Source organism: Embleya sp. NBC_00888, from assembly GCF_045207655.1.
Taxonomy (GTDB): domain Bacteria; phylum Actinomycetota; class Actinomycetes; order Streptomycetales; family Streptomycetaceae; genus Embleya.
Window position 1 is genome coordinate 2910475 of record NZ_CP108785.1, and the last position, 23187, is coordinate 2933661.

Here is a 23187-nt window from a genome sequence, read left to right on the forward strand (position 1 = left end):
GACGGACGGGCGTCTCATGCACTCCTACGCGACCCGACGCACGGACACGACACGCGGGCGTGACCTACCGACACGCCTCGTCGAACAGGCGCACGCGTCGAGTCGGCCAGAAGCCCTCGAGCGAAGTCGCCCCGGCTCCGGTCCTGTTGCCCATGGGAACAGTGAACTCAAGGCCGTGGCACCGCGCAAGCGGACAAGCGTTCGCACGTTCCGCCGGATGTTCCGCCTACGCGCTCGATCGGCCGCGGGTGCCCCACGGGTCCTGGGCGGCGTAAGCCGGTTGCCACAGGTTCAGGTAGGTCGGGCGGACGGACTCCGGCAACTGGCCGAGGATGGTCGCGGCATGCTCCGTACTCGCGCCGTCGAGCAGCCACGGCAGATAGCGACACGTGCCGGAGCCGATCCGCCGGCCGTGTTCGGCCTCGAAGCGCCGCCACTGCTCGGGGGTGACGACCGCGTCGACCAGCGGCAGCACCTCGTCCTCCTCATGCGCCAGATGCCCGCGCAACCCGCCGACCAGCCCGTCGAGCAGATCACCGAGGTGCTGCCGGCCCCGGTCGCGGTCGGCCCGCGCCGCGTCGACGGCATCCAGGAGCGGGTCGAACGTGGCGTGTTCGGCCTCCAGCACGGCGATCGTGCCCAGGTCCGCCGGCCGATCGGCCAAAGCCCTGCGGACCACCGGCCACAGCAGGTCGTCCTCGGCACCGAGATGGACCCGTAGGTAGCGGCGGAACAGGTCCCAACCGGTGGTCACCCGCAGGATGTGCCACGGGTCGTCGTCCGTGCGGGCGGCGATCCGGGCGATTCGCTCCAGATCGCGGCGCAGCGCGTCGTGGATCGCGAACACCATCGTCATGTCGTGTCGGAAGACCTTGCCGCGCACGGGATTCCTCGCTTTGTCGAGCGTTGTCGTCGTCGGGGACGACAGGGCCGGTGGAAGGGGAGGCCGGCGGGGGAGCGGCGAAAGGGGAAGCGGCCTCCCGACGCTTTGACGAATTCCGGCGCCGTCGTGTGACTCGGACGCACGCGCCCGGCGTTGTCGGAGGCCCGCAGTAGAGTGCGCGGCCGTGATCGAACCAGACTTCCTGAGTGCCACCCGCATGTCCTATGACGCCGTCGCCGGCGAGTACACGGACTACGTCCGGACCGAACTCGCGAGCAAGCCCGTGGACCGAGCCCAACTCGCCGCCTTCGCCGAACTCGTGCGGGCGTCGGGCGCCGAGGCCGGACCCGTGGCCGACGTCGGATGCGGACCCGGTCGGGTCACCGCGCACCTGCGCGATCTGGGCGTGGAGACGTTCGGAATCGACCTGTCGCCGCAGATGATCGCGGTGGCCCGACGCGAGTACCCGGACCTGCGTTTCGAGGTCGGCACGATGACCGACCTGGACCTTCCGGACGCCGGCCTCGGTGGTCTGGTCGCGTGGTATTCGACCATCCACGTCCCGATCGCGGAACTGCCCGCCGTCTTCGCGGGCTTTCATCGTGTGCTCGCGCCCGGTGGCTATCTTCTGCTCGCCTTCCAGGTCGGGGACGAGCCGCTGAGCATGACCGAGGCGTTCGGTCGATCGGTGAACCTCGACTTCCACCGCCGCCGGCCGGACGTCATCGCCGACCTGGTGACCGCCGCGGGCCTGGCCATGCAGGCCCGGACCATTCGCGAACCGATCGCCGGCGAGAGCGTACGACCGTGCCCGCAGGCCTTCCTCCTGGCCCGCAAACCCCCGGCCGCCGGCGCCTCCTGACTTCGGCCGGGACACCCCCGCCACCGGCGCCGGCATGTGCTGCGAGTTCGCGCTTCGGTACGGGACGCCCGTTGTCGCGCGCCGCGCGTGTCAGCCGTCGGCGGCGGGGCAGGCGAAGTCGGGTACCGGTTCCGGGCGGGAGCCGTTGCGCAGCGACCTGGCGCCGGCCACGCCGACCAGGGAGGCGGCGACGGCCGGGCGGACCGGGATCAACGCCGGCTCGCCCCGCTCCATGGTGGCCCGGAAGCCTTGCAGCAGGAGCACGGTGCCCTCGGCGGAGCGTTCGACGGTGTCGTGGCCGAGCGCGAGAGTGGGCGGGACTCGTTCCTCGTCCCGGGCCCGCCCGTCCGCGGCGGTCCATCCCTCGGAGCGCACCCGCACCGACCAGGCCCGCTCGCCCGGCCCGCGGACGGACTCCGCCAAGGCCCGACTGCCGCGTACCGAGACCCAACTCCAGTGGCTGTCCGGCTCGCCCTGGAGGAAGCCGTGCCGGGTGACCGCCAACGCGCCGCCGGACAGCCGTACCACCATCACCACCGCGCTCCTGGGGTCGGCCTCGTCCGCGACGAACGCCGAAACCTCGACCGGCCATTCGCCGGTGAGCGCGAGCACGGGAGACAGCGTGTGCGTGCAGTACGCGGTCGGCGCGATCCGGCCGCGCCAATGCGCGGGGTCGCCGATCAGCGCGTCCACCGTCTCGGGCGCCATGCCGTGCAGGTAGTCGGCCTCGATCAGGGAGATCCGACCCACCTCGCCGGCCTCGACCACCCGACGCAGCAGGCGCACGTGCGGATGCAGCACATAGTTCTCGGCGAACGAGTAGGTCGCGTCGGAGCGTTCGACCGCGTCGACGAGCCGGCGTCCCTCGTCCTCGCTCACGCACGCGGCGGACTCGGACAGTACGTGCACGCCCCGCTCCAGGAAGGCCATCGCGAGCGGCGCGTGCGCGTCGAAGTCGTTGGCCAGGATCACGCCGTCCAGGCGCCGGTCGAGCAGGTCCCGCCAGTGATCGGTGAGCACGACGCCCGGGAGCCGCGCCTGCGCCTCGGCTCGGCGTTCGGAGTCGCGATCACACGCCGCCACCACGTCCAGCCCCACCCGGCGAGACCAACTCGCCAGGTGGAGACCCATCCTCAGCCCGACCACTCCCACGCGCACCCGGCCATCGTGCCAGCGGTCCGACGCCCGGGCGACCGGGTTTCCACCGCCGGCGCGGCGGCCCCCACGCGCACGTCTCGCGCACCGTGGGTCGGACGGAACCGCCCAGGGCGTGTCTTCGATCCCGCGTCGTGGAGCCCGACGCGGGATTGCAGACACGCCCTACGCCACGCGGATGCCCGGCTCCCGACGGTAGGCGCCGGGGGCGATTCCGAACTCCCGCCCGAAGGCCGTCGAGAAGGCGAACTCCGAGGCGTAACCCACCGATTGGGCCACCACGCGCAGCGGCTCGTCGGTGTCCCGGAGCAGCGCAGCGCCCGCGTTCATCCGGACCAGGGTCAGATGGCCCAGCGGAGGCCGGCCGACCGACTCGGTGAAGCGCCGGGCGAAGGTGGATCGCGGCAGGTCGGCGAGCGCGCCCAGCCGCTCGACGGTCCAGGGCTGCTCGGGGTTGCGGTGCATCGCGCACAGCACCCGGCCGATCGCCGGGTCGTACACCGCCGGGCCCCACCCGGTGTGGGCGCCGTGCTCGCGCAACCACGAGCGCAGCACGCACAGCAGGAGGGTGTCGAGCAGCGTGCCGGTGACCGCGTCCGTGCCCGGGTCCGGGGGGAAGCCGTCGCCGGGTCCGGGTCGCGCCGCCTCGTGGCGCAGCAGTTCCACCACGCCGCGCACGGACGCCTCCTGCTCGGGCCCGGCCGCCAGGCGAATCGTCTCCGGCAACTCCACCGGCGGCGCGTGCTCGCCCTTGCCGTCGAGCCGGAACACCCCGCTGAGCAGCAACGACGTCGGTTCCCGGACGGCGTGCGCGGCCGGGGTCGCGGCCGGGTCCGCCTCCGGCAGCAGCCGGTACGGCCGGCCGCCGAAGTCCACCGCCGGCCACGACGCGGGACCTCCCACCGTGGTCCCGCCCGACACGAGATGGTCGCCGGCACCGGTCACCAGGGTCACGTCCCCCGCGCCCAGTGCGAGTCGTGCGCCGCCGGCCGTGGTCAGCACGGCGCCGCCGCGCAACACCACGTGGAACGCCGCCTCGCCGGCCTCGGGCCGGACGTACCGTCCCCAGGCGTCCGGCGCCTGGACGCGCACCCAGCGCGGCCGATGCGTGCGCAGCGAGGCGGCGACCCGACCGAGGAAGTCCATCGCGCCAGGGTAATCGGGTGTTTCGCGCCGTCGGCCGGCGGCAGAGGTTGCCCTCCTCCCACCGGGTGCCCGGCCGATCGTGCTGCGGGTGCGGCGGTTTGCCACCGGAGCCGTGACGGCGAGGGAGTCGGGGCACGCATGCGGTCGCGGTGGGACCGAAGGATCGCCGACGCCCTCGCCGTCCGGGCCGTTCGGGGGCGAGGTCAGCCCAGCGAAGCCGTCAGGGTGATCTCGGCGCCGGGCGAAAGCAGCCGGGAGATGGGGCAGTTCTGCTTGGTGACGTCCGCGATCTTGAGGAACTCCGCCGTGTCGATCCCGGTGGCCACGACGGCGGTCTCCAGGTCGATCCGGGTCACCGTCGGGGCACCGTCGACCTGGACCAGGTGCACCTTGGCGGTGGTGTCCACCGACGTGGCCGGGAAGCCCGCGTCACCCAGACCCTTGGCCAGGGCCATCGAGAAGCAGCCCGCGAGCGCGGCACCGATCAGTTCCTCGGGGTTGGTGCCCTCGCCCTCCTCGAAGCGGGACTTGAACGAATAGGCCCCCTCCAGGCCGCCCTTGCCGGTGCGAATGGTGCCGGCACCTTCGACGAGGGTGCCCTGCCACTGAGCCGTTGCGCTACGAATAGTCATGGCTCGATGCTAGTACCGTGACCGACGCCGACGGCACGGCACACGCCCCGGATACCCCCTTGAGCCGCACCGGGCCCGGACCACGACGCGCGACGCCGCCCCCGGATCGCCCCGGGCACGGCGGCCGGATCCGTTCGTGACCGCATCCACGGATCGCGGCGCGCCCGCCGCGCGATGGTCACCGCCGCGCGCGACCGGTTTCCCCACGCCGCCCCGAGCCCGGCTTCGACCCGTCGTTCCCGTCACATCGTCCGCGCTCCGTACGTCATGGAGCCGAGGGCCGGGGCACCGACCCGGACGCGACCGAAGGACCGGGTGGGACCGATGAACGAGCACGACTTTCTCGCGGAACGCTTCGAGACGCACCGCGGTCACCTGCGGGCGGTGGCCTACCGGATGCTCGGCTCGCTGAGCGAGGCGGACGATGCCCTCCAGGAGACCTGGCTCAAGCTCAGCCGCTCCGACCCGGACGAGTTGCACAACCTGGCGGGCCGGCTGACCACCGTGGTCGGTCGGGTCTGCCTGGACATGCTGCGCTCGCGACGATCACGCGGGGAGGAACCGCTGGACGGGCGGGTGCACATCCCCGACCCGATCGTCAGCGGCGTGTCCGACGCCGACCCCGAGCACGCGGTACTCCTGGCCGACTCGGTCGGCCTGGCCCTGCTGGTGGTCCTGGAGACGCTCGCCCCCGCCGAACGCCTGGCCTTCGTCCTGCACGACCTGTTCGCGGTGCCGTTCGACGAGATCGCGCCGATCGTGGACCGTACGCCGGCCGCGGCCCGGCAACTCGCCAGCCGCGCGCGTCGACGCGTGCAAGGGGCGGCTCCCGCGCCGGACGGCGATCTCGTCGTGCAGCGCGAGGTGGTCGACGCGTTCCTGGCCGCCGCCCGCAGCGGTGACTTCGACGCGCTGGTCGCCGTGCTCGACCCGGACGTGGTGGCCCGCTCCGACGGCGGCGGCCTGCGCGCCGGCGGGGTGACCCGAGGCGCGGCGGAGGTGGCCGGCGGCGCGCTCACCTTCGCACGACTCGCCGGCGCCGCCCGACCCGCGCTGGTCAACGGCGCGGCCGGCTTCGTGGCCACCGCCGCCGGCCGGCCGATGTCGGTGGTGGCCTTCACCATCGTCCGGCGCCGGATCGTCACCATCGACATCCTCGCCGACCCCGAACGCCTGAGCCGGCTCGACCTGACCGTGCTCGCGAGCTGACCCCCGGTGACCGAGACCGGGTCCGGCGTCGCCCGGACCCGGCCCGCCCGCCCAACTCGCCGCACCGGCCCCGAAGATCGATATCCACCTGCCGGCTGGGTACGTACCGCGACATGAGATTCCTCCACGATCAGGTACCGCCGCACGACCTCACCTACAGCGATGTCTTCCTCGTACCGTCGCGCTCGGGCGTGGGTTCCCGCCTCGACGTGGACCTGACCACCTCCGACGGCACCGGCACCACCATCCCGGTGGTGGTGGCCAACATGACCGCCGTCGCCGGGCGCCGGATGGCCGAGACGATCGCCCGGCGCGGCGGGCTCGCGGTGATCCCGCAGGACATCCCGGTCGACGTGGTCGCCGAGGTGACCTCCTGGGTCAAACGGCGCCACCTCGTCTACGACACCCCGATCACGATGGACCCCACCGACACCGTCGGCGAGGCACTGAACCTGCTGCCCAAGCGCGCCCACGGCGGGGTGGTGGTGACCGAGGGCGGGCGCCCGGTCGGCATCGTCGCCGAGGCCGACTGCCTGGGCGTGGACCGCTTCGCGCAACTGGCGCGGGTGATGTCCACCGAACTGCTCACCCTGCCGGACGGCGTCGACCCACGCGAGGCGTTCGACCGGCTGTACGAGGGCCGGCACAAACTCGCGCCGATCGTGGACTCCGACGGCCGACTGGTGGCCGTACTGACCCGCACCGGCGCGCTGCGCTCGACGTTGTACACGCCGGCCGTGGACGCGTCCGGGCACCTGCGCGTGGCTGCCGCGATCGGCATCACCAACGACGTCGCGCACAAGGCGAAGGGCCTGATCGAGGCGGGCGTGGACACCCTGGTCCTGGACACCGCGCACGGCCACCAGGAGCAGATGATCAAGGCGCTGCGCGCGGTCCGGGCGCTCGACCCGCCCGTACCGGTCGTGGCGGGCAACGTGGTCACCGTGCAGGGCGTGCGCGACCTGATCGAGGCGGGCGCGGACATCGTCAAGGTCGGCGTCGGCCCCGGCGCGATGTGCACGACCCGGATGATGACCGGCGTCGGGCGCCCGCAGTTCTCGGCCGTCGCGGAGTGCGCGGCCGAGGCGACCCGGTTGGGTCGACACGTGTGGGCCGACGGCGGTGTCCGGCATCCGCGCGACGTCGCGCTCGCGCTGGCCGCCGGAGCCTCGAACGTGATGGTCGGCTCGTGGTTCGCGGCCACCTACGAGTCGCCCGGCGACGCGTACCGCGACGGCGAGGGCCGGCTGTACAAGGAGAGCTTCGGCATGGCCTCGGCGCGCGCGGTCCGGCTGCGCACGGCCACCGAATCCGCCTTCGACCGGGCCCGCAAGTCGCTGTTCGAGGAGGGCATCTCCTCCTCGCGGATGTACCTGGACGCGAACCGCCCCGGCGTCGAGGACCTGTTGGACTCGATCGGCGCCGGCGTGCGCAGCGCGTGCACCTACACCGGCGCCCGCACCCTGACCGAGTTCCACGAACGCGCCGTGCTGGGCATCCAGAGCCCGGCCGGCTACGCGGAGGGCAAGCCGCTGCCCGAGAGCTGGTGAGCATCCGGCGGCGCGGCCCCACGAGGGCCGCGCCGCCCGGTGGTGTGCGCTGTGCGACGGCGGAATCACCCGTCGGGGTGCGTGTCACCCGGTCGGCAAACGGTTTGACGGGTGCGGAACACTTTTCCCATGTCCACCGCCGTACGCAGCCCGCACCCGCAGACCTGGACGATCGCCCCCGCCGCGGTCGGCTCTCCCGAAGCGCTCGCGCTGCTGCGGGCGTACTTCGTCGAGGTCAGCGATCGGTACTACCGGCTGCACGAGGGCCGGGACTCGACGCCCACCGAGATCGAGGAGGGCCTGGCCGACGCGCCGAGCGACCACCTCGCGCCGCCGCGGGGCCTGTTCCTGATCGGCCGATACGGCGGCGAGCCGGCCGCGTGCGCGGGGCTGCTGCTGCGGGACGCGGGTACCGCCGAGTTGACCCGCGTGTTCGTACGACCCGACCTGCGCGGTACCGGCGGCGGCCGGCACCTGATGGCCGCCGTGGACGATGCCGCCCGCACCCTGGGCGTGGCCCGGATCGTCCTGGACACCCGCCTCGACCTGATCGAGGCCCGCACGCTGTACACCAGGAGCGGCTACGCGGAGGCACCCGCGCACAACAGCGGCAAGTACGCCGAGATCTGGTACGCCAAGGACCTCGACGACACCGATCGGCCCGAGCCGGCCGGAGCCGGCGTGCACCGGCTCGATCGGGCCTGAGCGGGGCCGATCCGGTCCGATCCGCTCGAGCGGGTCCGACCCGGCTCGGACCGAAGGGACATCGCGCCGTCCCGCGACGGGAGGTCGCCGGACGGGGACCGCGACGGTGACTGCCACGACGAACGGAAGCGGCCATGACCGACAACAGCGGGCACGACACCTGGGACAACCTGGGCTGGGGGCCGTGGGACGAGCAGACCCTGCCGACCGAGCCGTTGGACGAACACGTCCGACTGGCACGGCAGTTGCCTCGGACCCTGGTCTCGGTGACCGGCCCGGGAGTACGCCAACGGCCGGTCTTCGACCCCGCGTTGAAGCACTACGGCAGCGCCATGCGGGCCGGTGAGCCACAGTTCACCGCCCCCGGGACCGCCGAACGCTGGCACGCCGCCCGCCGACAGGCGGTCGACCACGTCCTGGCGGCGGTGGCGGACTCCCCGTGGGCCGAGCATCTGGTGCTGCGCGGCAGCATGTTGCTCCGGGCCTGGTACGGCGCCGCCGCGCGCGAGCCCGGCGACCTCGACTTCGTCGTGGTGCCGGCCACGTGGGACGTGGTCGAGCCGCGCACCGACCGGATGTTCGCCGCCCTCGCGCGCGGTGCGGACGCCCTCTCCCGTGCGGACGCCCCTTCCCACAACGATCCGGGTGTACGGATCGACGCGGACGGCGCGATCGACGACGAGATCTGGACCTACGACCGGGTACCCGGCCGGCGCCTGGTGTTGCCGTGGCACGCGGACGGACTGCCGTCGGGCACCGTGCAACTCGACTTCGTCTTCAACGAGTCGCTCCCGTCGGCGGCCGAGTACACGGACGTACCGCGCCGGGACGGGGCGGGCGCGCACCGGATCCTGGCCGCGACCCCCGAGCAGTCGCTGGCCTGGAAACTGCTCTGGCTGCTCTCCGACTCCTACCCCCAGGGCAAGGACCTCTACGACGCGGTACTGCTGGCCGAGTCGACGACGTTGGGCGCCGAACTGCTGCACCGGACCCTGGTGGCGGGTGAGCCGCATTGGGCCGGACGGCGGATCACGGCCGGTGCGTTCGTCGACCAGGAGGCGGACTGGGACGAGTTCGCCAAGGAGTACCCGGACATCGGCGGCGCCGGCGCCGAGTTCATGTCGCGGCTGCTGACGGCGCTCGAGCCGGTGCTGGCCGAGGAGGACGAGCAACCCGCCACCGACGGCTATGCGTGGCGGCTGCGGTGGCTCGACCCGCTGTTGCCGGACGCGCGCCGGGAGGCGGCGCGCGGCGGCATGGCCGCCCTGGCGGCCTGGCTCAAGAGCCGGGCGCTGGGCCTGGCCGAGAGCATCGTGATCATCCGCGAGGTGGTCGGCCCGGAGCAGTGCACGTCGGAACAGGCGGCCGACGCGTACGTGGCCCAACTCCCGTACACCTCGGGTGAACTCGGCTACTACACGCGAAACCCCGACGTGATTCGGAACGCGCTCGCGGCGCTGCGCGCCCGGGTCTGACGACGTCGGTCGGCGCGTCGGTCCCACCCACCGGACAGGTCCGCCCTGCCCGCCCGACAGGTCGGCCCCACCCACCCGACAGGAAGCACGCCCGTGAACAGCATCGAACGGTCCGTGGCCAGGGCCGTCTTCACCCTGGCGGATCCCGCCCTCGTGCCCGTCCTGGTGGCCCGGCTCGGCGCCGAACTCGCGCCGGCGCTGCGGGCGATGGCGTCGGTGCCGACGGTCTTGGCGGACGCGGTGCGGGCGTCGGGCGACGCCGCGTTGCAGGCCGCGATCGAGGCGCGTGCGTCGGGCGAGGCGGGCGGGAGACGCGACGATCGGCCTCGGCCGACCACCGCGCCGCCGCTCCCGATGCCCGCGTTCGTCGGGTCCGAGCGGTCCGGCGCCGCCGAGCGTCCGGTCGATCGGGCCGCTCGCGGCGACCTTGCCGCCGACGAGGTGGACGCCCTGTCGAACCTGGACGATCCGCACGTGGACGCCGCGCTGTTCGCCGGCTCGCTGCTGCCCGACGCGGAACGCGCTCGGATGCTGGCGGGCGTTCGCCGCGACGGCACGCAGGGGCGGGTGGGCGAACCGCTCATCGCCCTGCTGTGGAGCGCGGACCTGGGTCGTTGCGCGGCGTGGTTGGCCGCCGGGATCACCTCGGGCGATCCCGAGGTGGCCCGCGTCGTCGTCAACCGGCTGCCGCTGCGCACCGAGGCGGGCCGACTGCGGGTGATCGTGGGCGTCTGGGCCCGACACGGCGTCGACGAGGCCCGTCGGGTCCTGGCCGAGGCCGATTTCCCCGCCGACGTGCGCGAACCGATCGAGGACGCCTTCGCCCGGGGCGACGGCCTGAGCCGATTGCGCGCACGCCTGGCCGCCGAGGAGGACCCCGATCGGGTCGCCGCGTTCCTGTGCGAGGCCGCGCGCGAGGGCGAGGACGGGGGGCAGCGCGGCCGGGTCGACGCGATCCTCGCCGACGGCGGCGGCATGCCCTGGGCGGAGCTGATCCGTTCGCATCGGGCCGCCGCGTTGCCGCTCGTGCTGCACGACCGGCTCGCCGAAGCCCCGGACTGCCCACACGAGTTGCTGATCGCGATGTTGGCCAGGGGACTGGCGGCGCGCAGTCGGGAGGAACGACCCTGGCTGCACGAGGCGTTGGCGGCCGGCCGGGTGTCCGGCGCCGACCTGCTCCGGCACGCCCACCCGGCTCCGGTCGTGTTGTCGGTGCTGGCCGACACGGACGCGCGTACGTCGCCCCAGTGGTGGGCGTCGGGCTCGCCTCGGGCCGAGGCGAGCGCGCTGGTCGCGGAGTTGCTGGGAGCCGATGTCGAGGCGTGGATCGTGGCCATGCGCCTGTTCCCGGAATTCACCGGCACGATTCCGGAACTGCTGGCCACCGCACGGGCGGTGGCCGCCGATCCCGCCGGTTCGACGCGGAGCGCGTCACCGACCGGGTGACCCACCGGCCGGGGTGGGCGCCGAGCCGGCGAACAGCTCACCCGTCTCGTCGGCCGCCTCCCGATCGGGGTCCTCGCCCTCGTCCACCGGCGCGGCGACGCTGAGCAGGTCGAGCTGGGTGGGTCCGGTGGTGTGATCGGTGGCCTCGGCGGCCGGTGTCCACGACCCCCGGCAGGAGATCGGCGCGTCGTCGGCACGCGCGTGGCCGGGGTCGTCGTGCCGCCAGATTGCGTGCGTCTCGGTCACCGCGACGCGACGACCGCACACGCCGCAGGTGCCTCGTGGCCGGTGCGTATTCATACCCCCATGATGTCCGACAGGACGGACAAGAGCCGTCGGCCCACCCGACCCTCATCCGGGTCCGCGGCGCGCACGACCGTGTGCCGGCGCGATCGGTCGGGCGGCCGGTGCCGTCGGCGGATCTGTGGGTTCGGGAAAGTCTCGGGCCGGGATCGGTCACATTCGTGATCCGGGATCCGTCATTGATGTGTCGGGCGGCAGCGAGCCGCCGAGTACGAGTCGACGACAACGAGCCCCACGAGCCGAACCAGCCGAACGGACCGGTACCGGCGCGCGGTTGCACACCGCGCCGCCGGGCGATGCCGCGCGCCGAAGCCCGGGTCGGCGGATCACGCAATCGGAGCACACCATGACGCGCAAGACCTTCAAGAACGACATGTCCATGATGTACACGTTCCACGACGCGCTTCGGCGGGAACTGGGACGGATCGCCAGGATCACGGCCGACACGAGCGACGACCCGCGTCGGGTCCTCCAGGCGGCGATCGGTTGGGAGATGTTCAAGCGCTACCTGCACGTACACCACGGTGCCGAGGACGACGTGCTGTGGCCCGCGATCCGGTCGGCCGTCCAGGACCGGCCGGACGAACTGGCCGTGCTCGACGCGATGGAGGCCGAACACGCCATCGTCGACCCGGGCCTGAACGCCGTCGACGCGGCACTGGCCGACCGCGAAGGCGGCCCGGAACGACTGGCCATGATCGTCGAACGGCTGGTCGGCGGCCTGGGCGGACATCTCGCGCACGAGGAGGACGAGGCACTCGGGATCGTCGACGCGCACGTGACACCGGACGTGCTCCAGCGCTTCGGCGCCGAGCACCGCATCCGAATCGGCGACGACAATCCCCGATACCTGCCGTGGCTGCTGGACGACGCGAATGCGGACACCGTCGCGGCCGTGCTCGGCCTCCTGCCCGAACCCCTGCGCGCGGCCTACCGAAACGAGTGGCAGCCCGCGTACGCCGGACTGGACATCTGGGGACCGAAGGGGGGCTCGACGGAGGTCTGAACGCGCCGCGTTCGCACGCACGCGGGAGCCGCCCGACCCGAAGGCGCGCACACATCGGGGGTGGCCGAGCCCACACGGGCCTTTCGGCCATCGAGCGCCGACGGACCGGGCGGTCACCCGCGGGCGGTCGAGCGCCGGAACCACGATCCTTGCGCGAGTTCCATGGTTCGGCGGGAGCCCAGAGGTGGTGGGTCCGAGGGGGTTCGACGGCTGAGCGACTACCAGCCCACGCGCAAGGCCCGGCCGGTCTCCACACCCTCGATCGAGCGGCGGTACGCCATCGCGGCGACGGCGGCGTCGACCGGCGGGAAGCCCGGGAAGAACGAGTCGTAGGCGTCCATCGACTCGGTGAGCACCGTCGGGCTGACCGAGTTGATCCGCAGCCCGCGCGGCAGTTCGACCGCGGCGGCGCGTACGAACGCGTCGATGCCGCCGTTGGCCATCGAGGCCATCGATCCGGTGCGGATGCTCTCGCCCGAAAGGATGCCGGTGATCAGCGTGAACGAGCCGTTGTCCGCGACGAAGTCGAGCCCACTCCGGACCAGTTCCACCTGTCCGAGCAGCTTGTCCAGCGCCGCGCTCCGGATGTCGTCATGGCTCAGTTCCGCGACCACCTTGAACGGCACACCACCCGCCGCACACGCGACCGCGTCCACCCGGCCGACCTGTTCGTACATCGCCGCCACCGACGCGGGATCGGTGATGTCCACCGCGACATCGGTCTTTCCGCTCCGGGAGGCGGTGACCACGTCGTGCCGTGCGGACAACAGCGTGGTGACCGCCTTACCCAGAGTGCCGGTGGCACCGACCACGAGGACCTTCACAACAACCTCCGATGCGGACGAATATCGTCCCCGATCCTTGCCTGTGCGACCGGGATGAGCAAACAATCCGTCGAAACCCGCCGGCGGCGAGACCACGCCGGCGGCCCACCCGGCCCACGTCCGTGCTCAGACCCGGTTGCGGCGGTGCAGGCGGATGGCCTTGGCCATCGCGACGGCGGCGGCGGTGGAGAGGACGGCGCGGATGCCGTTCCAGATGTTCCAGGTGGTCTCGAAGTCGGCGCGGGTCTTGGCCGGGTCGGTGCCGCCGGCGGCGGCGAGTGCCTCGTTGAGGGGGACGTTGATGCCGGAGGTGGTCAGGACGGTGGTGGTGTAGAGGGCGAGTGCGGCGAGTGTCCAGCGCATGAGGGTGGTGCCGCCGCGCTTGCGGAGCTTCCAGGCGGCGATCGCGGGGGCGGCGAGGGCCGCGGTGAAGACGGTGAAGAAGAGCGGGTTCTCGATGCCGGTGTTGATCTGTTGCATCGAGTGCACGAAGTCGGCGTCGTCCTTGGTGCCGAGCAGTGGCATGACGACGGCGGAGAAGGCGACGTAGGTGCCGGCCATCAGGGTGTTGGCGACGGCGCCTGCGGTGAGCCAGCGGCCGACGGTGTCCCGGGTGCCGGTGATCGCGTCGGTGCCGGCGGTGAGCGTGTGGTTGATCGCAGCCATGATGAACTCCCGTGAGAATGAGGGTGGTTGGTGGTGAGGCGACGGCCCGCGTCCTCCGCGTCCGGCTGCCTCGCTCCCCGACACCTCAAGACTCTCGCGCCCGCCCACCCCGAACAACGGCCGATCTCCGAACCACCCTTAACCCCTGGGTTACCGTTCCCCGGCGGACCATTTCGGCGCCGGACACCGTGGGCCTCGGTGCGCCCGGGCCGACCTATGACCTCACCTCACCTCACCTCACCGACCCGACCCGCTCACGTGTGGTCCCGGCCCAGGGAGGTGATTTCGGCGAGGGAGGCGTTGCCGCCGGTGCACACGACGGCGATGTCCAGGCCCTTGAACTCGGTGGGGTGGGCGAGTACGGCCGCCAGTGCGGCGGCGCCGGCGCCCTCGGCGAGGGTGTGCGCGTGGGTCGCGAGCAGCCGTTGCGCGTGGGCGATCTGCGCGTCGGTGACGAGCAGGAAGTCGGCCAGGCCGGTGGTCCGCAGCAGGCGCTGGGGGAGTTCGAAGCCGCGACCGGTGGCCAGGCCCTCCACGACGGTGGTGTTCGCGCGGGTGACGCACGAGCCGGTCCGCCACGAGTCGTGCGCGGCCGGAGAGGCGGCCGATTGCACCGCGAACACCCGGCAGTTCGGCGCGAGTTCGGCGGCCACGAGCAGCGCACCGGCCGCTCCGGTGCCGCTGCCCACCGGGACCAGGACCGCGTCCAGGTCGGGTCGGGCCGTGAGGATCTCCAGATACGTGGTGCCGACCCCGGCCACCAGGGCCGCGGTGTCGCCGGGGCTGATCAGGAGTCCGCCCCCGGCGAGCGCGTACTCCTCGGCCCTCGACTGCGCGCCGGCCATGTCCGCGCCGTGCAGCAGCACCTCGGCGCCGAGCGCGCGGACCGCCCGTACCTTCGCCGGGTTCGCCTCGGCGGGCATCACCACCGTGCAGGACGCGTCGAACGCGGCGCACGCGTAGGCGATCGACTGCGCGTGGTTGCCGGTCGAGTAGGTGACCAGGCCCCGGGCGCGCTCGGCGGGGCTCAGGCCGGCCAGCAGGGTCAATCCGCCCCGCACCTTGAAGGCCCCGACCGGCTGGGTGTTCTCGTGTTTGACATACACGTGCGCGCCGGTGGCCGCGTCGAGTGCGGGATACGACCACATCGGAGTCGGCGGGAGGCGTGCGGCGAGAAGATCGCGGGCGGCCAGGACGTCGGCGAAGGTGGGATCGGCCGCGGTGCCGGCGGTGGTGTCGACTGTGATGACCGTGTCGGCTGTTTCGGCTGTTTCCGCGGCCGTGGAAGCGAGGTCGGCGGCTGCGAAGGCGGGGTCGGCATCCATGCCGCCATCGTGGGGTGCCGACATCCCATCGGTCCAATGCCAGTCTTCTCGGATATCCATAGACAAGATTGATATGTTGCCCGGCATGCTCGACGTCACCCGCCTGCGCGTGCTCGCCGCCGTCGCCCGGCACGGCTCGGTCACCGAGGCGGCCCGGGTGCTGGGGTACGCGCAACCCTCGGTCAGCCACCACCTCTCCCGCCTGGAGGCGGAGACCGGCAGTCGGCTGGTCCAGCGAGTGGGACGCGGCATCCGACTGACCGACGCGGGACGCACGCTGGCCGAGCGGGCCGAGGAGATCCTGGGCCGGTTGCACGCGGCCGAGGCCGAACTGGCCGCCTACACCGGACTGCGCGCGGGCCGGGTCCGGCTGGCCGCGTTCCCCTCCGCGCTGGGCACCTTCGTACCGCGCGCCGCGGCCGCGTTCAGCGCCGCTCATCCGGCCGTCGAGCTGCGCCTGGTCGAGGCCGAACCACCGGATGCGGTACGGCTGTTGCGCGCCGGCGAGGTGGATGTCGCACTGCTGTTCACGCACCCGGGGCAGCCGGTGGAGACGGCCGACGGGCTGCGTCGCACCCGGCTGTTGGTCGAGCCGATCCACCTGGTGACGCCGATGGGCACGGCCGGCGATCGGCTCGTCGACCACGCGCGACGACGCTGGATCACCGGGTGCGAACGTTGCCGCACACACCTGATCCGCTCATGTGCGACGGAAGGGTTCGTCCCCGAAGTCGCCTTCACCACCGACGACTACGTCGCCGTCCAGGCACTGGTCGCGGCCGGCCTCGGTGTCACCACGCTGCCCGGTCTGGCACTGGCGGCGCAGCGCAACGCGGCGGTACGCACGGTGCGACTGCCCGATCAGGAGCGGCTCGTCGACGCGGCGGTGCACGGCGCGGCGCCGGATCCGCCGGCCACCGCCGCGTTGTTGGGCGAGTTGGTCCGCGCGGCGGAGACGGCACTGCCACAACCGTGACCGGGAATCGCCGGCTGTTCCTCCGGGACCGGCGGGCCGAGCGGGCGGGCGGCCCGGTTCGGCAGACCGGACCGGCAGATCGGGTCGGCGGTCAGTCCGGTGCGTCCCCGTGGATCCGGGCCAGGATCTGCGGATTGGTGACGTGTACCGGGACGTTGTCCTCGTCGAACAGGCCGAGTCGGTGGAGCGCACCGCCCTCGACCGGGATGACCGCGCCGGTGGTGTACGCGGACAGGTCCGAGATCAGGAACAGGACCGCGGCCGCGACGTCGGCGGGCGTGCCCCGGCGGCGCAGCGGGACCCCTCGGCCCGCGAGTTCCGGGTCCTGCGCGGCGGCGGTCGCGCGCGGCGTGGTGATCGAGCCGGCCGCGACCCCGTTGACCCGGATCCCGTACCGGCCCCATTCCAGAGCCAGCGTCCGGGTCAGCCCGAGAACGGCGGCCTTGGCCGTGCCGTAGCCCACGTGATAGGGCGCGGCGACCACGCCGCCGGTGGAGTTGATGGTCACGATCGAGCCGGGCGACTCGTGCGCGACCAGGTGTCGGGCGACGGCCTGGGACAGCCACATCACGTGATGCAGGTTCAGCTCGAAGGACTGGTCCCACTGCGTGCGGTCGAAGTCGAGCGCGGGCGCCCAATGCGGCAGCAGGCTCCCGCCCACCACGTTGACCAGGCCGTACAGTTCACCGGGCGCGGCGGCGGCCCGCTCCAGCACGGTCGCCACTCCTTCGGCGGTGGACACGTCCGCACACACCGTGAGCAACGTGCCACGCGGCCCGACCGGCCCCGCCGAACCCTCCGGCCCCGTCGAATCCGTCAACTCGGCCTCGATCGCGGCCAATCGCTCGGCGTCCCGATCCACGCCCAGCACGGTGGCGCCGGCTTCGAGCAGCCCGCGCGCGCAGGTCGTCCCGATCCCGCCGCCACCCGCCCCGGACACGATCACCGTCCGCCCGGTCAACCTGATTCGTTCCGCTATCACCGCTGCTGCGCTCCCTCGGTCGTCGTAGTCGCATCGGTCACCGGACCGTCGTCCCGTGCCGGATCCGCGCTCGTGCCGCGAGCCCGGGTCGAATCCGCGCCGGCGGACCGCAGCCGAGGCAGCACCTCGTGGCCCAGCGCGGCGATCTGCTCACGGGCCGCTTCGGGGGACACGCCGGGCACGTGGATCCGCAGGTTGAGGCACGTGGCGCCGATCTCGTCCCGTACCGCCGCGAGTTCGTCGGCGAGCGCGACCGCGTCGTCGTGGCAGACGAACCCGGTGCCGCGCCAGTGCCGTTGAGCCGCCGCCGGGGTGTAGCCCCGATACACCCGGGACTGCCGCTCGAACGCCTCGCGCGGTGGGTCTCCGATCCACACGCGGCGGATCAGCACGCGAGGCCCGGCACCGCCGGCGTCGAGGTAGCGAGCCGTCAACTCGCGCAGCCGGGCCGGCTCCGAACCACCGTCGAAGAGGATGCCCGCGCCGGCCTCGGCCGCCCGGCGCACCGCGCCCGGACTCATCGCCGCGCTCACCACGGGCACCGGTCGCGCGGCACACCCGGACAGGGCCCGGTCACCGGCCAGTTCGCCCAGTTCCGTGCCACGCAGCAACTCGGTCAGCCGGGGCAATCCCGCCCGGAATCCGGCCGCCCGGGCCGCGAAGTCGAGCCCCATCAGCCGGAAGTCGAGCTCCAGCCCGCCGGGCGCGACCCCGATGCCGACTCGCCCGGGATGCAGCGCGGCCAGCCACGCCACCTCCTCGGCGAGCATCGCGACCGGCCGCAGCGGGAGCAGTACGGGGGCGGCGGCGGCCCACCCGGAGGGCATCCGGTCCAGCATCCAGCCGGCCACCTGGAGCGGATTGGGCAGGTACCCGGCGAACCCGCCGTGATGCTCACTGGTCATCACGCCGTCGAAGCCGCTCTCCGCGCCGAGTACGGCCTGCCGGATCGTCTCCGTGGCCACGCCCGACGCGTCGAGTCCGTCGTGCGGATAGATGCGCAACGAGATCGACCCGGCCCCGAACGGCACCTTCGTGGTGACCCGTTCCGCCGACATACCACCACATCCCCTCGATCGGGTGCCGGCGATCATGGCAGAGTGAGCGTGCCGAAAAAACCACCACGAGGTGTGATACCGGCCGGGGGATCAGGGGAATTGTGGTCGGCGCCGAGAAGGGCCTTGCGCGGTGAGAGCCCCCGGCAGGGTCGGTACGCGGCCCTCGGGGGTTGCGCGGCCCTCGGGCGGGACGAGCCCCGGGGGCCGCGGGCCCGCGCCGGCTACTTCGGGTCGCGGTTGAACCGCACCGTCGACCAGCGGTAGCCGAGCGCGATCAGGCCGACGCACCAGGCGATCGCGAGCCATCCGTTGTGGCCGATCTCGGTGCCGAGCAGCAGGCCGCGCAGGGTTTCGATGGCCGGGGTGAACGGCTGGTACTCGGCGATCGGTCGGAACCAGCCGGGCATCGTCTCGGCCGGGATGAAGGCGCTCGAGACGAGCGGCAACAGGATCAGCGGCATCGCACTGTTCGCGGCCGCTTCGGGGTTCGGGCTCGCCATGCCCATTCCGACCGCGATCCAGGTCAGCGCCAGGGCGAACAGCACAAGCAGGCCGAACGCCGCGAGCCATTCCAGGGCCGTGGCGTCGGTGGACCGGAAGCCGATGGCCACGGCGACGGCGCCCACGAGGACCACGCTCATCACGCACTGGAGCACGCTGCCGAGGACGTGCCCGACGATCACGGAGCCGCGGTAGATCGCCATCGTGCGGAAGCGGGCGATGAGGCCTTCGGTCATGTCCATGGAGATGTACACCGCGGCCCCGATCGCGGTGCTGCCGATGGTCATCAGCAGGATGCCGGGGACGATATAGGCGATGTACGCGGAGCGGTCCGCGCCGCCGCCGTCGATGCCCGCGCTCATCACGTCGCCGAAGATGTAGACGAAGAGCAGCAGCAACATGATCGGCGTGAGCAGCAGGTTCAGGGTTCCGGACGGGTAGCGCCGGGCGTGCAGGAGGTTGCGGCGCAACATCGTGTTCGAGTCGCGTACGGCGAGGGTCGGGGAGCTCATCGGGCGACTGCCTCGGGTTGGTTGGGGACGTCGGTGCCGCCGGTGAGGGCGAAGAAGACGTCGTCGAGGTCGGGGGTGTGGACGGTGAGTTCGTCGGCTTCGATGTCGTCCGCGTCGAGGCGGTCGAGGATGGAGCGCAGTTCGCGTTGGCTGCCGTCGCTGGGGATCTGTAGGGACAATGTCTCGTCGTCGCAGGTGACGTCGGGCAGGGCGGCGGCGGCGCGTTCGTAGGCGCGTGGGTCGGTGAAGCGGAGTCGGACGTGTCCGCCGGGGACGAGGCGTTTCAGCTCGTCGGCGGTGCCCTCGGCGGCGATCCTTCCGTCGTGGAGCACGGCGATGCGGTCGGCGAGTTCGTCGGCCTCGTCGAGGTATTGGGTGGTGAGGAAGACGGTGACGCCGTCGGAGACGAGTTCGCGGATGATGCCCCACATGTTGTGGCGGCTGCGCGGGTCCAGGCCGGTGGTGGGCTCGTCGAGGAAGATGATCCGCGGGTCGCCGACCAGCGTCATGGCGATGTCCAGGCGGCGTTTCATGCCGCCGGAGTAGGTGGACGCGGGCTTCTTCGCGGCGTCCGTCAGGTCGAACCGCTCGAGCAACTCGGCGGCGACCCGCCGTCCCTCGCGCTTGGACAGGTGGTGCAGGTCGGCCATCAGGAGCATGTTCTCCTCGCCGGTGATCAGGCCGTCGACGGCGGAGAACTGCCCGGTGACGCCGATCGCCGCCCGCACACCGTTCGGTGACGTGGCGACGTCGTGACCGGCGACCCGGGCCTGTCCGCCGTCGGCGCCGATGAGCGTGGACAGGATCTTCACCGCGGTGGTCTTGCCCGCGCCGTTCGGCCCGAGCAGCGCGAACACCGATCCGGCCGGGATGCGCAGGTCGATGCCGTCGAGCACGACCTTGTCGCCGTACGACTTGCGCAGATCGGTGGCGGAGACGGCGGCGGCGGACGATTGCCGACCGTCGCCCTGCTTGGATGCGGGCATGACGGAAGAAGGCATGGGCCCTCCCATTCGAAGGCTGAAGTGGCGGGAGTATCAGGTGGGTTGAGACTGCGGGGAAGACGGCGGCACTCGGCGCGCAGTGGCATGCGCGGTGCGCAGCGGCATGCGCGCTGCGTAGTGGCATACGTGGATACCCGGGCGACCGTGTTCGCGCGGGGAATGCGGGTCCATCAGGCCTGGCGGGGCGACGCCCACTCATGAGCCGGCTCGGGGGTTACACCCACTCGACGAGCCGATTACCACGCTGTTTGGGCCGGTGAGCCACAACTCCCGTGCACCGGGGGGCTCAGCGGCGCGGAGGCCGGGTCGGACGCTGCGGCTTCGCGGAGTGACGGATTGCCGCACACCCGTGGCCACCGGTGGACCGGCCGATCCCGTGATCCGGGCGGGCGACCGGCGGCGTTGCGGGTGTTACTCGCAGAACACCTGCACCTTTCCGTCGGCCTGGTCGACGTCGATGGTGATGTCGTCGAGCTGCTCGACGAACTCCTCCAGGTGCTGCGGCTTGAGCTCGGTGAGGTCGATCGGTACTCCCGACTGGTTGAGCTGTGCATTGACCCGGGTGAGTGCCTGCGGAGGCAGGAGACTCGTGAGCCGGACCCCGGCGCGCAGGAGCTGCAACGGGATCTGGATGTTGACGTGGCCCGGCCCGTCGCCACCGGGGTCGTCCGTCCAGGTCACCAGTACGCGCAGATACTTGGGCCGGGGTTTCGGGCGGGGCGCGGCTCCCGTCGGCGACTCGGACTGCTCTCGTTGCACGGCGTCGATCAGCCGCTCGGCCTCGTCCGCGGTGATCTTGCCCCCGGCCAGCATCTGCAGGATCTGGCGGCGCTGCTCGTTCATTGTTGCGTTTCCCCTCTGACTCATCTGACGCTTACCAGCACGGCCGTTCGGCCGAGGTCCAACTCGAATCGGGTGCCGGGCAGTGCCCACAGCAGTTGCCCGGTGCCGCGCAGCGCGCCCATCGGGCTCATCCCGGCGACGCGACACGCGATCAGTCCGGCCGGCACGGCGAGCAGCAGCAACGGCGACAACACCAGCAGGACCGGCAGGACCGGGACGTACAGCCCCCGCCGGCGGCCGTCGGGACGGCGACGGCGTACGGTGACCAGGTACGGCATCATCGGGACTTCCCCAGTTCGGTCAGCGCCTGCTGGACGTCGATCTCCCCCCGCTGCAGGCGGTCGACGACATCGGAGCTGGTGGGTGCCGGGTCGGTGTCGACGAAGTCGAGGGCTTCGGCGATCCGGTTCAGCCGGGACTTGATGGTCGGGTAGCTCACCCCGAACATCCGCTCCATCTCCTTGATCGAGCCGTGTGACCGTACGAACGCGGCGACGAACACCTGGTCGTCGGCGCTGAGCTGAGCCAACTGCGGCGTCTCGAACTGTCCTTCGATCGCGATTCCGCTGCCGGTGAGGCGGACCCGCTCGACGACGAACGGTTGTCCGTGCGTCAGGTCCGTCAGTTCCTGCCAGTCCACCCTCGGCTCCCATACTTCCGGCGACATGCTCGCCATTCATTTGTACCTTGAGTTTCTTAAGATGCCAACCCACAAACATTGATTTCTCTAAGTTCGACTTCAATGGCGAGGTCTGGTGGCTCGACTGTGCCCGTGTTTGGGCTCCGGGTGAAGCGGCTCCCCCGGCGGCGGCCATGGCGGTGGTGAAGGTGGTGAAGGTGCCCGTGGCGGCCCGACGCCCGTCCCGCTGCCGGACGGCCGCCGGACGGTCGAGGCGAGGGAGCGGATCAGTTCGAGGTCGTGGCGCCGGAGCCGAGCCGCCGTGCGATCTCGGCGGCCGGAAACGGTGTCTGCTTGCTCTCGGTGAGCAGACGGCGGTGGAAGGAGCCCAGGACGACGGCAGGGCGGGCGTGCCGGTCGATGATGGCCGCGATGTCGGACGGGATGCCGTCGGGTCGCCGGCCTGCGATCCAGTCGTGCAGGAAGACTTCGCGGTCCGTGTCACCGCGCACGCCGTCGAGCAGGTGATATCGGAGCAGGTGGCTCGTGGTGTAGCAGTGGTCGTACGCGAGGTGCCGCGAGAGGAAGCGGGACTCGTCCGCCGAAAGGTCGAAGCCGGAGCTCAGGGCGAGTCCGAAATCAGCGAAGTAGAGCCGCCGGCCATCGGTCAGGATGTTGGCGAAGTGAGCGTCGAAGTGCACGAGTCCGCGAGAACTCATGAAGGCGGCTCCGCTCGTCAGCGCTTTCTCCACCCAGAGGTGGGGCGAGCCGTCCCCGCCTTGCGCCATGGCGGTTTCACGGTGGTCGGCCAGCCATCCGGCGAGGGTGTGCGGCACATGTTCCAGGAAGACCACCAGGCTCCACGAGGACCGGGCGATGGCCTCCAGTCGGGCGCGAACGGCCGGTGATCCCTCCCAGTGCGCGACGGCCCCCTCCAGACCCCCGAACTCGTCGACGAATCCTTCGGGAGGGGAGTCGGGCAGGATCCGCCAGTGATACGTCAGGGGGAATCCCGCATACTCGTCGCCGAGAACCCAGTTGGTGGTCATGGTGTGCACGGCAAGTTCCCGCCAGGCTCCGAACCCGGCGGAGCCCACCCCGTACTGGTAGAACATCGGCAGCCCGAAGACGTTCGCCGTGGACCGCACGTTCTCCGGGCGCAATTCGGTGTCCGTCAAGGGGATGCGCTTGACGAAGACGCGCGTTCCGTCGATGTCCAGTTCCGCCGACCTGCCGCCGATGCCGGCCCCGAGCGGTGCCGCGGCTGCCACGACCGCCCCGAGGCGGTGGTCGCTCAGCAAGGAGAGCCGAGTGCTTACGGTCCCGTAGCCGGCCGGACGCGCGGCACGCGGCGAAACCTGCTCCGGCATCGACGGCTCCTCGGTGCCCGAACCCGGGCTTCGGCATACCCACCTACAACACCGACCCTACGTCGGGAAGGTCGGCGACTCTCATGAACGACCCTCCACCACCGAGCGATGCGGGACGGGTGGCGGCGCCCGTAC

The 23187-nt window shown here is 72.0% G+C and carries 24 protein-coding genes; 8 read left to right on the forward strand and 16 right to left on the reverse strand.

Annotation, left to right across the window (positions count from 1 at the left end; all coding sequences use genetic code 11):
• Positions 1-226: 226 nt before the first annotated feature.
• A complete protein-coding gene (locus OG948_RS47130; protein WP_331771182.1) occupies positions 227-883 on the reverse strand; it encodes a hemerythrin domain-containing protein in 657 nt (218 codons plus the stop codon).
• A 184-nt stretch (positions 884-1067) separates the two neighbouring features.
• Between OG948_RS47130 and OG948_RS47135 the strand changes: the two genes are divergently transcribed.
• Positions 1068-1745 carry a class I SAM-dependent methyltransferase gene (locus tag OG948_RS47135; RefSeq protein ID WP_331771183.1) on the forward strand — a complete coding sequence of 226 codons (678 nt, stop codon included), beginning with the start codon at positions 1068-1070 and terminating at the stop codon, positions 1743-1745.
• A 90-nt stretch (positions 1746-1835) separates the two neighbouring features.
• On the opposite strand, the gene OG948_RS47140 is transcribed toward OG948_RS47135, so the two are convergent.
• From OG948_RS47140 to OG948_RS47150, 3 genes are all read right to left on the reverse strand, one after another.
• The gene (locus OG948_RS47140) at positions 1836-2903 is read right to left on the reverse strand and encodes a Gfo/Idh/MocA family oxidoreductase (RefSeq protein ID WP_331771184.1); all 1068 of its coding nucleotides are present in this window, start codon (positions 2901-2903) and stop codon (positions 1836-1838) included.
• A 162-nt stretch (positions 2904-3065) separates the two neighbouring features.
• The gene (locus tag OG948_RS47145; protein WP_331771185.1) at positions 3066-4046 is read right to left on the reverse strand and encodes an AraC family transcriptional regulator; all 981 of its coding nucleotides are present in this window, start codon (positions 4044-4046) and stop codon (positions 3066-3068) included.
• 203 nt (positions 4047-4249) lie between these two features.
• Positions 4250-4678 (reverse strand): OsmC family peroxiredoxin, encoded by a 429-nt coding sequence (locus OG948_RS47150; protein ID WP_331771186.1) that lies wholly within the window; start codon positions 4676-4678, stop codon positions 4250-4252.
• A gap of 324 nt (positions 4679-5002) precedes the next feature.
• Between OG948_RS47150 and OG948_RS47155 the strand changes: the two genes are divergently transcribed.
• The 5 genes from OG948_RS47155 (at position 5003) to OG948_RS47175 (ending at position 11063) form a co-directional block, all read left to right on the forward strand.
• Entirely contained in the window at positions 5003-5887 is an 885-nt protein-coding gene (locus OG948_RS47155; protein WP_331771187.1) for a sigma factor, read from the forward strand.
• A gap of 113 nt (positions 5888-6000) precedes the next feature.
• A complete protein-coding gene (locus tag OG948_RS47160) occupies positions 6001-7437 on the forward strand; it encodes a GuaB1 family IMP dehydrogenase-related protein (RefSeq protein WP_331771188.1) in 1437 nt (478 codons plus the stop codon).
• Positions 7438-7566: 129 nt separating this feature from the next.
• Complete coding sequence (locus OG948_RS47165) at positions 7567-8142, forward strand: GNAT family N-acetyltransferase (RefSeq protein WP_331771189.1); 576 nt, start codon at positions 7567-7569, stop codon at positions 8140-8142.
• A gap of 134 nt (positions 8143-8276) precedes the next feature.
• The gene (locus tag OG948_RS47170) at positions 8277-9617 is read left to right on the forward strand and encodes a nucleotidyl transferase AbiEii/AbiGii toxin family protein (RefSeq protein WP_331771190.1); all 1341 of its coding nucleotides are present in this window, start codon (positions 8277-8279) and stop codon (positions 9615-9617) included.
• A 93-nt stretch (positions 9618-9710) separates the two neighbouring features.
• Positions 9711-11063: a hypothetical protein gene (locus OG948_RS47175; RefSeq protein ID WP_331771191.1), complete on the forward strand. Its 1353-nt coding sequence runs from the start codon at positions 9711-9713 to the stop codon at positions 11061-11063.
• Here the strand turns inward: OG948_RS47175 and OG948_RS47180 are convergent.
• Positions 11049-11363, reverse strand: coding sequence for a hypothetical protein (locus OG948_RS47180; RefSeq protein ID WP_406300658.1), 315 nt, complete (start codon positions 11361-11363; stop codon positions 11049-11051). The two genes, OG948_RS47175 and OG948_RS47180, sit on opposite strands and share 15 nt — an antisense overlap.
• Before the next feature lie 349 nt (positions 11364-11712).
• Between OG948_RS47180 and OG948_RS47185 the strand changes: the two genes are divergently transcribed.
• Positions 11713-12372, forward strand: coding sequence for a hemerythrin domain-containing protein (locus tag OG948_RS47185; protein ID WP_331771193.1), 660 nt, complete (start codon positions 11713-11715; stop codon positions 12370-12372).
• 218 nt (positions 12373-12590) lie between these two features.
• Here OG948_RS47185 and OG948_RS47190 read toward each other — a convergent pair whose 3' ends face one another.
• The 3 genes from OG948_RS47190 to OG948_RS47200 all read right to left on the reverse strand — a co-directional run bounded on the left by OG948_RS47190 (position 12591) and on the right by OG948_RS47200 (position 15187).
• On the reverse strand, positions 12591-13196 hold the full coding sequence (locus OG948_RS47190) for a short chain dehydrogenase (protein ID WP_331771194.1): 606 nt from the start codon (positions 13194-13196) through the stop codon (positions 12591-12593).
• Between the two features lie 126 nt (positions 13197-13322).
• Positions 13323-13862, reverse strand: coding sequence for an anthrone oxygenase family protein (locus OG948_RS47195; protein WP_331771195.1), 540 nt, complete (start codon positions 13860-13862; stop codon positions 13323-13325).
• A gap of 254 nt (positions 13863-14116) precedes the next feature.
• Entirely contained in the window at positions 14117-15187 is a 1071-nt protein-coding gene (locus OG948_RS47200; RefSeq protein WP_331771196.1) for a pyridoxal-phosphate dependent enzyme, read from the reverse strand.
• Between the two features lie 85 nt (positions 15188-15272).
• Between OG948_RS47200 and OG948_RS47205 the strand changes: the two genes are divergently transcribed.
• Complete coding sequence (locus tag OG948_RS47205) at positions 15273-16163, forward strand: LysR family transcriptional regulator (RefSeq protein ID WP_331771197.1); 891 nt, start codon at positions 15273-15275, stop codon at positions 16161-16163.
• 91 nt (positions 16164-16254) lie between these two features.
• Here the strand turns inward: OG948_RS47205 and OG948_RS47210 are convergent, their stop codons facing one another.
• The 8 genes from OG948_RS47210 to OG948_RS47245 form a co-directional block, all read right to left on the reverse strand.
• The gene (locus tag OG948_RS47210; protein WP_331771198.1) at positions 16255-17145 is read right to left on the reverse strand and encodes an SDR family oxidoreductase; all 891 of its coding nucleotides are present in this window, start codon (positions 17143-17145) and stop codon (positions 16255-16257) included.
• On the reverse strand, positions 17142-18203 hold the full coding sequence (locus OG948_RS47215) for an LLM class flavin-dependent oxidoreductase (RefSeq protein WP_331771199.1): 1062 nt from the start codon (positions 18201-18203) through the stop codon (positions 17142-17144). Before OG948_RS47215 ends, OG948_RS47210 begins: the two co-directional genes overlap by 4 nt.
• Positions 18204-18424: 221 nt before the next feature.
• Positions 18425-19216 (reverse strand): ABC transporter permease, encoded by a 792-nt coding sequence (locus tag OG948_RS47220; RefSeq protein ID WP_331771200.1) that lies wholly within the window; start codon positions 19214-19216, stop codon positions 18425-18427.
• The gene (locus tag OG948_RS47225) at positions 19213-20217 is read right to left on the reverse strand and encodes an ATP-binding cassette domain-containing protein (RefSeq protein ID WP_331771201.1); all 1005 of its coding nucleotides are present in this window, start codon (positions 20215-20217) and stop codon (positions 19213-19215) included. Before OG948_RS47225 ends, OG948_RS47220 begins: the two co-directional genes overlap by 4 nt.
• Positions 20218-20631: 414 nt before the next feature.
• Positions 20632-21063: an SHOCT-like domain-containing protein gene (locus OG948_RS47230; protein ID WP_331771202.1), complete on the reverse strand. Its 432-nt coding sequence runs from the start codon at positions 21061-21063 to the stop codon at positions 20632-20634.
• Between the two features lie 20 nt (positions 21064-21083).
• A complete protein-coding gene (locus tag OG948_RS47235; RefSeq protein ID WP_331771203.1) occupies positions 21084-21344 on the reverse strand; it encodes a hypothetical protein in 261 nt (86 codons plus the stop codon).
• Complete coding sequence (locus OG948_RS47240) at positions 21341-21739, reverse strand: DUF2089 domain-containing protein (RefSeq protein ID WP_406300659.1); 399 nt, start codon at positions 21737-21739, stop codon at positions 21341-21343. The genes OG948_RS47235 and OG948_RS47240 overlap by 4 nt, the downstream gene beginning before the upstream one ends.
• Before the next feature lie 230 nt (positions 21740-21969).
• Positions 21970-23052: a protein kinase family protein gene (locus tag OG948_RS47245; protein WP_331771205.1), complete on the reverse strand. Its 1083-nt coding sequence runs from the start codon at positions 23050-23052 to the stop codon at positions 21970-21972.
• Positions 23053-23187 lie beyond the last annotated feature (135 nt).

What these genes read in the sequence shown, in the direction of transcription:
- OG948_RS47145 (WP_331771185.1), bottom strand. Translation starts at nt 4,046, where the DNA reads ATGGACTTCCTCGGTCGGGTCGCCGCCTCGCTGCGCACGCATCGGCCG.
- OG948_RS47150 (WP_331771186.1), bottom strand. Translation starts at nt 4,678, where the DNA reads ATGACTATTCGTAGCGCAACGGCTCAGTGGCAGGGCACCCTCGTCGAA.
- OG948_RS47155 (WP_331771187.1), top strand. Translation starts at nt 5,003, where the DNA reads ATGAACGAGCACGACTTTCTCGCGGAACGCTTCGAGACGCACCGCGGT.
- OG948_RS47160 (WP_331771188.1), top strand. Translation starts at nt 6,001, where the DNA reads ATGAGATTCCTCCACGATCAGGTACCGCCGCACGACCTCACCTACAGC.
- OG948_RS47165 (WP_331771189.1), top strand. Translation starts at nt 7,567, where the DNA reads ATGTCCACCGCCGTACGCAGCCCGCACCCGCAGACCTGGACGATCGCC.
- OG948_RS47170 (WP_331771190.1), top strand. Translation starts at nt 8,277, where the DNA reads ATGACCGACAACAGCGGGCACGACACCTGGGACAACCTGGGCTGGGGG.
- OG948_RS47180 (WP_406300658.1), bottom strand. Translation starts at nt 11,363, where the DNA reads ATGAATACGCACCGGCCACGAGGCACCTGCGGCGTGTGCGGTCGTCGC.
- OG948_RS47185 (WP_331771193.1), top strand. Translation starts at nt 11,713, where the DNA reads ATGACGCGCAAGACCTTCAAGAACGACATGTCCATGATGTACACGTTC.
- OG948_RS47195 (WP_331771195.1), bottom strand. Translation starts at nt 13,862, where the DNA reads ATGGCTGCGATCAACCACACGCTCACCGCCGGCACCGACGCGATCACC.
- OG948_RS47200 (WP_331771196.1), bottom strand. Translation starts at nt 15,187, where the DNA reads ATGGATGCCGACCCCGCCTTCGCAGCCGCCGACCTCGCTTCCACGGCC.
- OG948_RS47205 (WP_331771197.1), top strand. Translation starts at nt 15,273, where the DNA reads ATGCTCGACGTCACCCGCCTGCGCGTGCTCGCCGCCGTCGCCCGGCAC.
- OG948_RS47215 (WP_331771199.1), bottom strand. Translation starts at nt 18,203, where the DNA reads ATGTCGGCGGAACGGGTCACCACGAAGGTGCCGTTCGGGGCCGGGTCG.
- OG948_RS47220 (WP_331771200.1), bottom strand. Translation starts at nt 19,216, where the DNA reads ATGAGCTCCCCGACCCTCGCCGTACGCGACTCGAACACGATGTTGCGC.
- OG948_RS47225 (WP_331771201.1), bottom strand. Translation starts at nt 20,217, where the DNA reads ATGCCTTCTTCCGTCATGCCCGCATCCAAGCAGGGCGACGGTCGGCAA.
- OG948_RS47230 (WP_331771202.1), bottom strand. Translation starts at nt 21,063, where the DNA reads ATGAACGAGCAGCGCCGCCAGATCCTGCAGATGCTGGCCGGGGGCAAG.
- OG948_RS47235 (WP_331771203.1), bottom strand. Translation starts at nt 21,344, where the DNA reads ATGATGCCGTACCTGGTCACCGTACGCCGTCGCCGTCCCGACGGCCGC.
- OG948_RS47240 (WP_406300659.1), bottom strand. Translation starts at nt 21,739, where the DNA reads ATGGCGAGCATGTCGCCGGAAGTATGGGAGCCGAGGGTGGACTGGCAG.
- OG948_RS47245 (WP_331771205.1), bottom strand. Translation starts at nt 23,052, where the DNA reads ATGCCGGAGCAGGTTTCGCCGCGTGCCGCGCGTCCGGCCGGCTACGGG.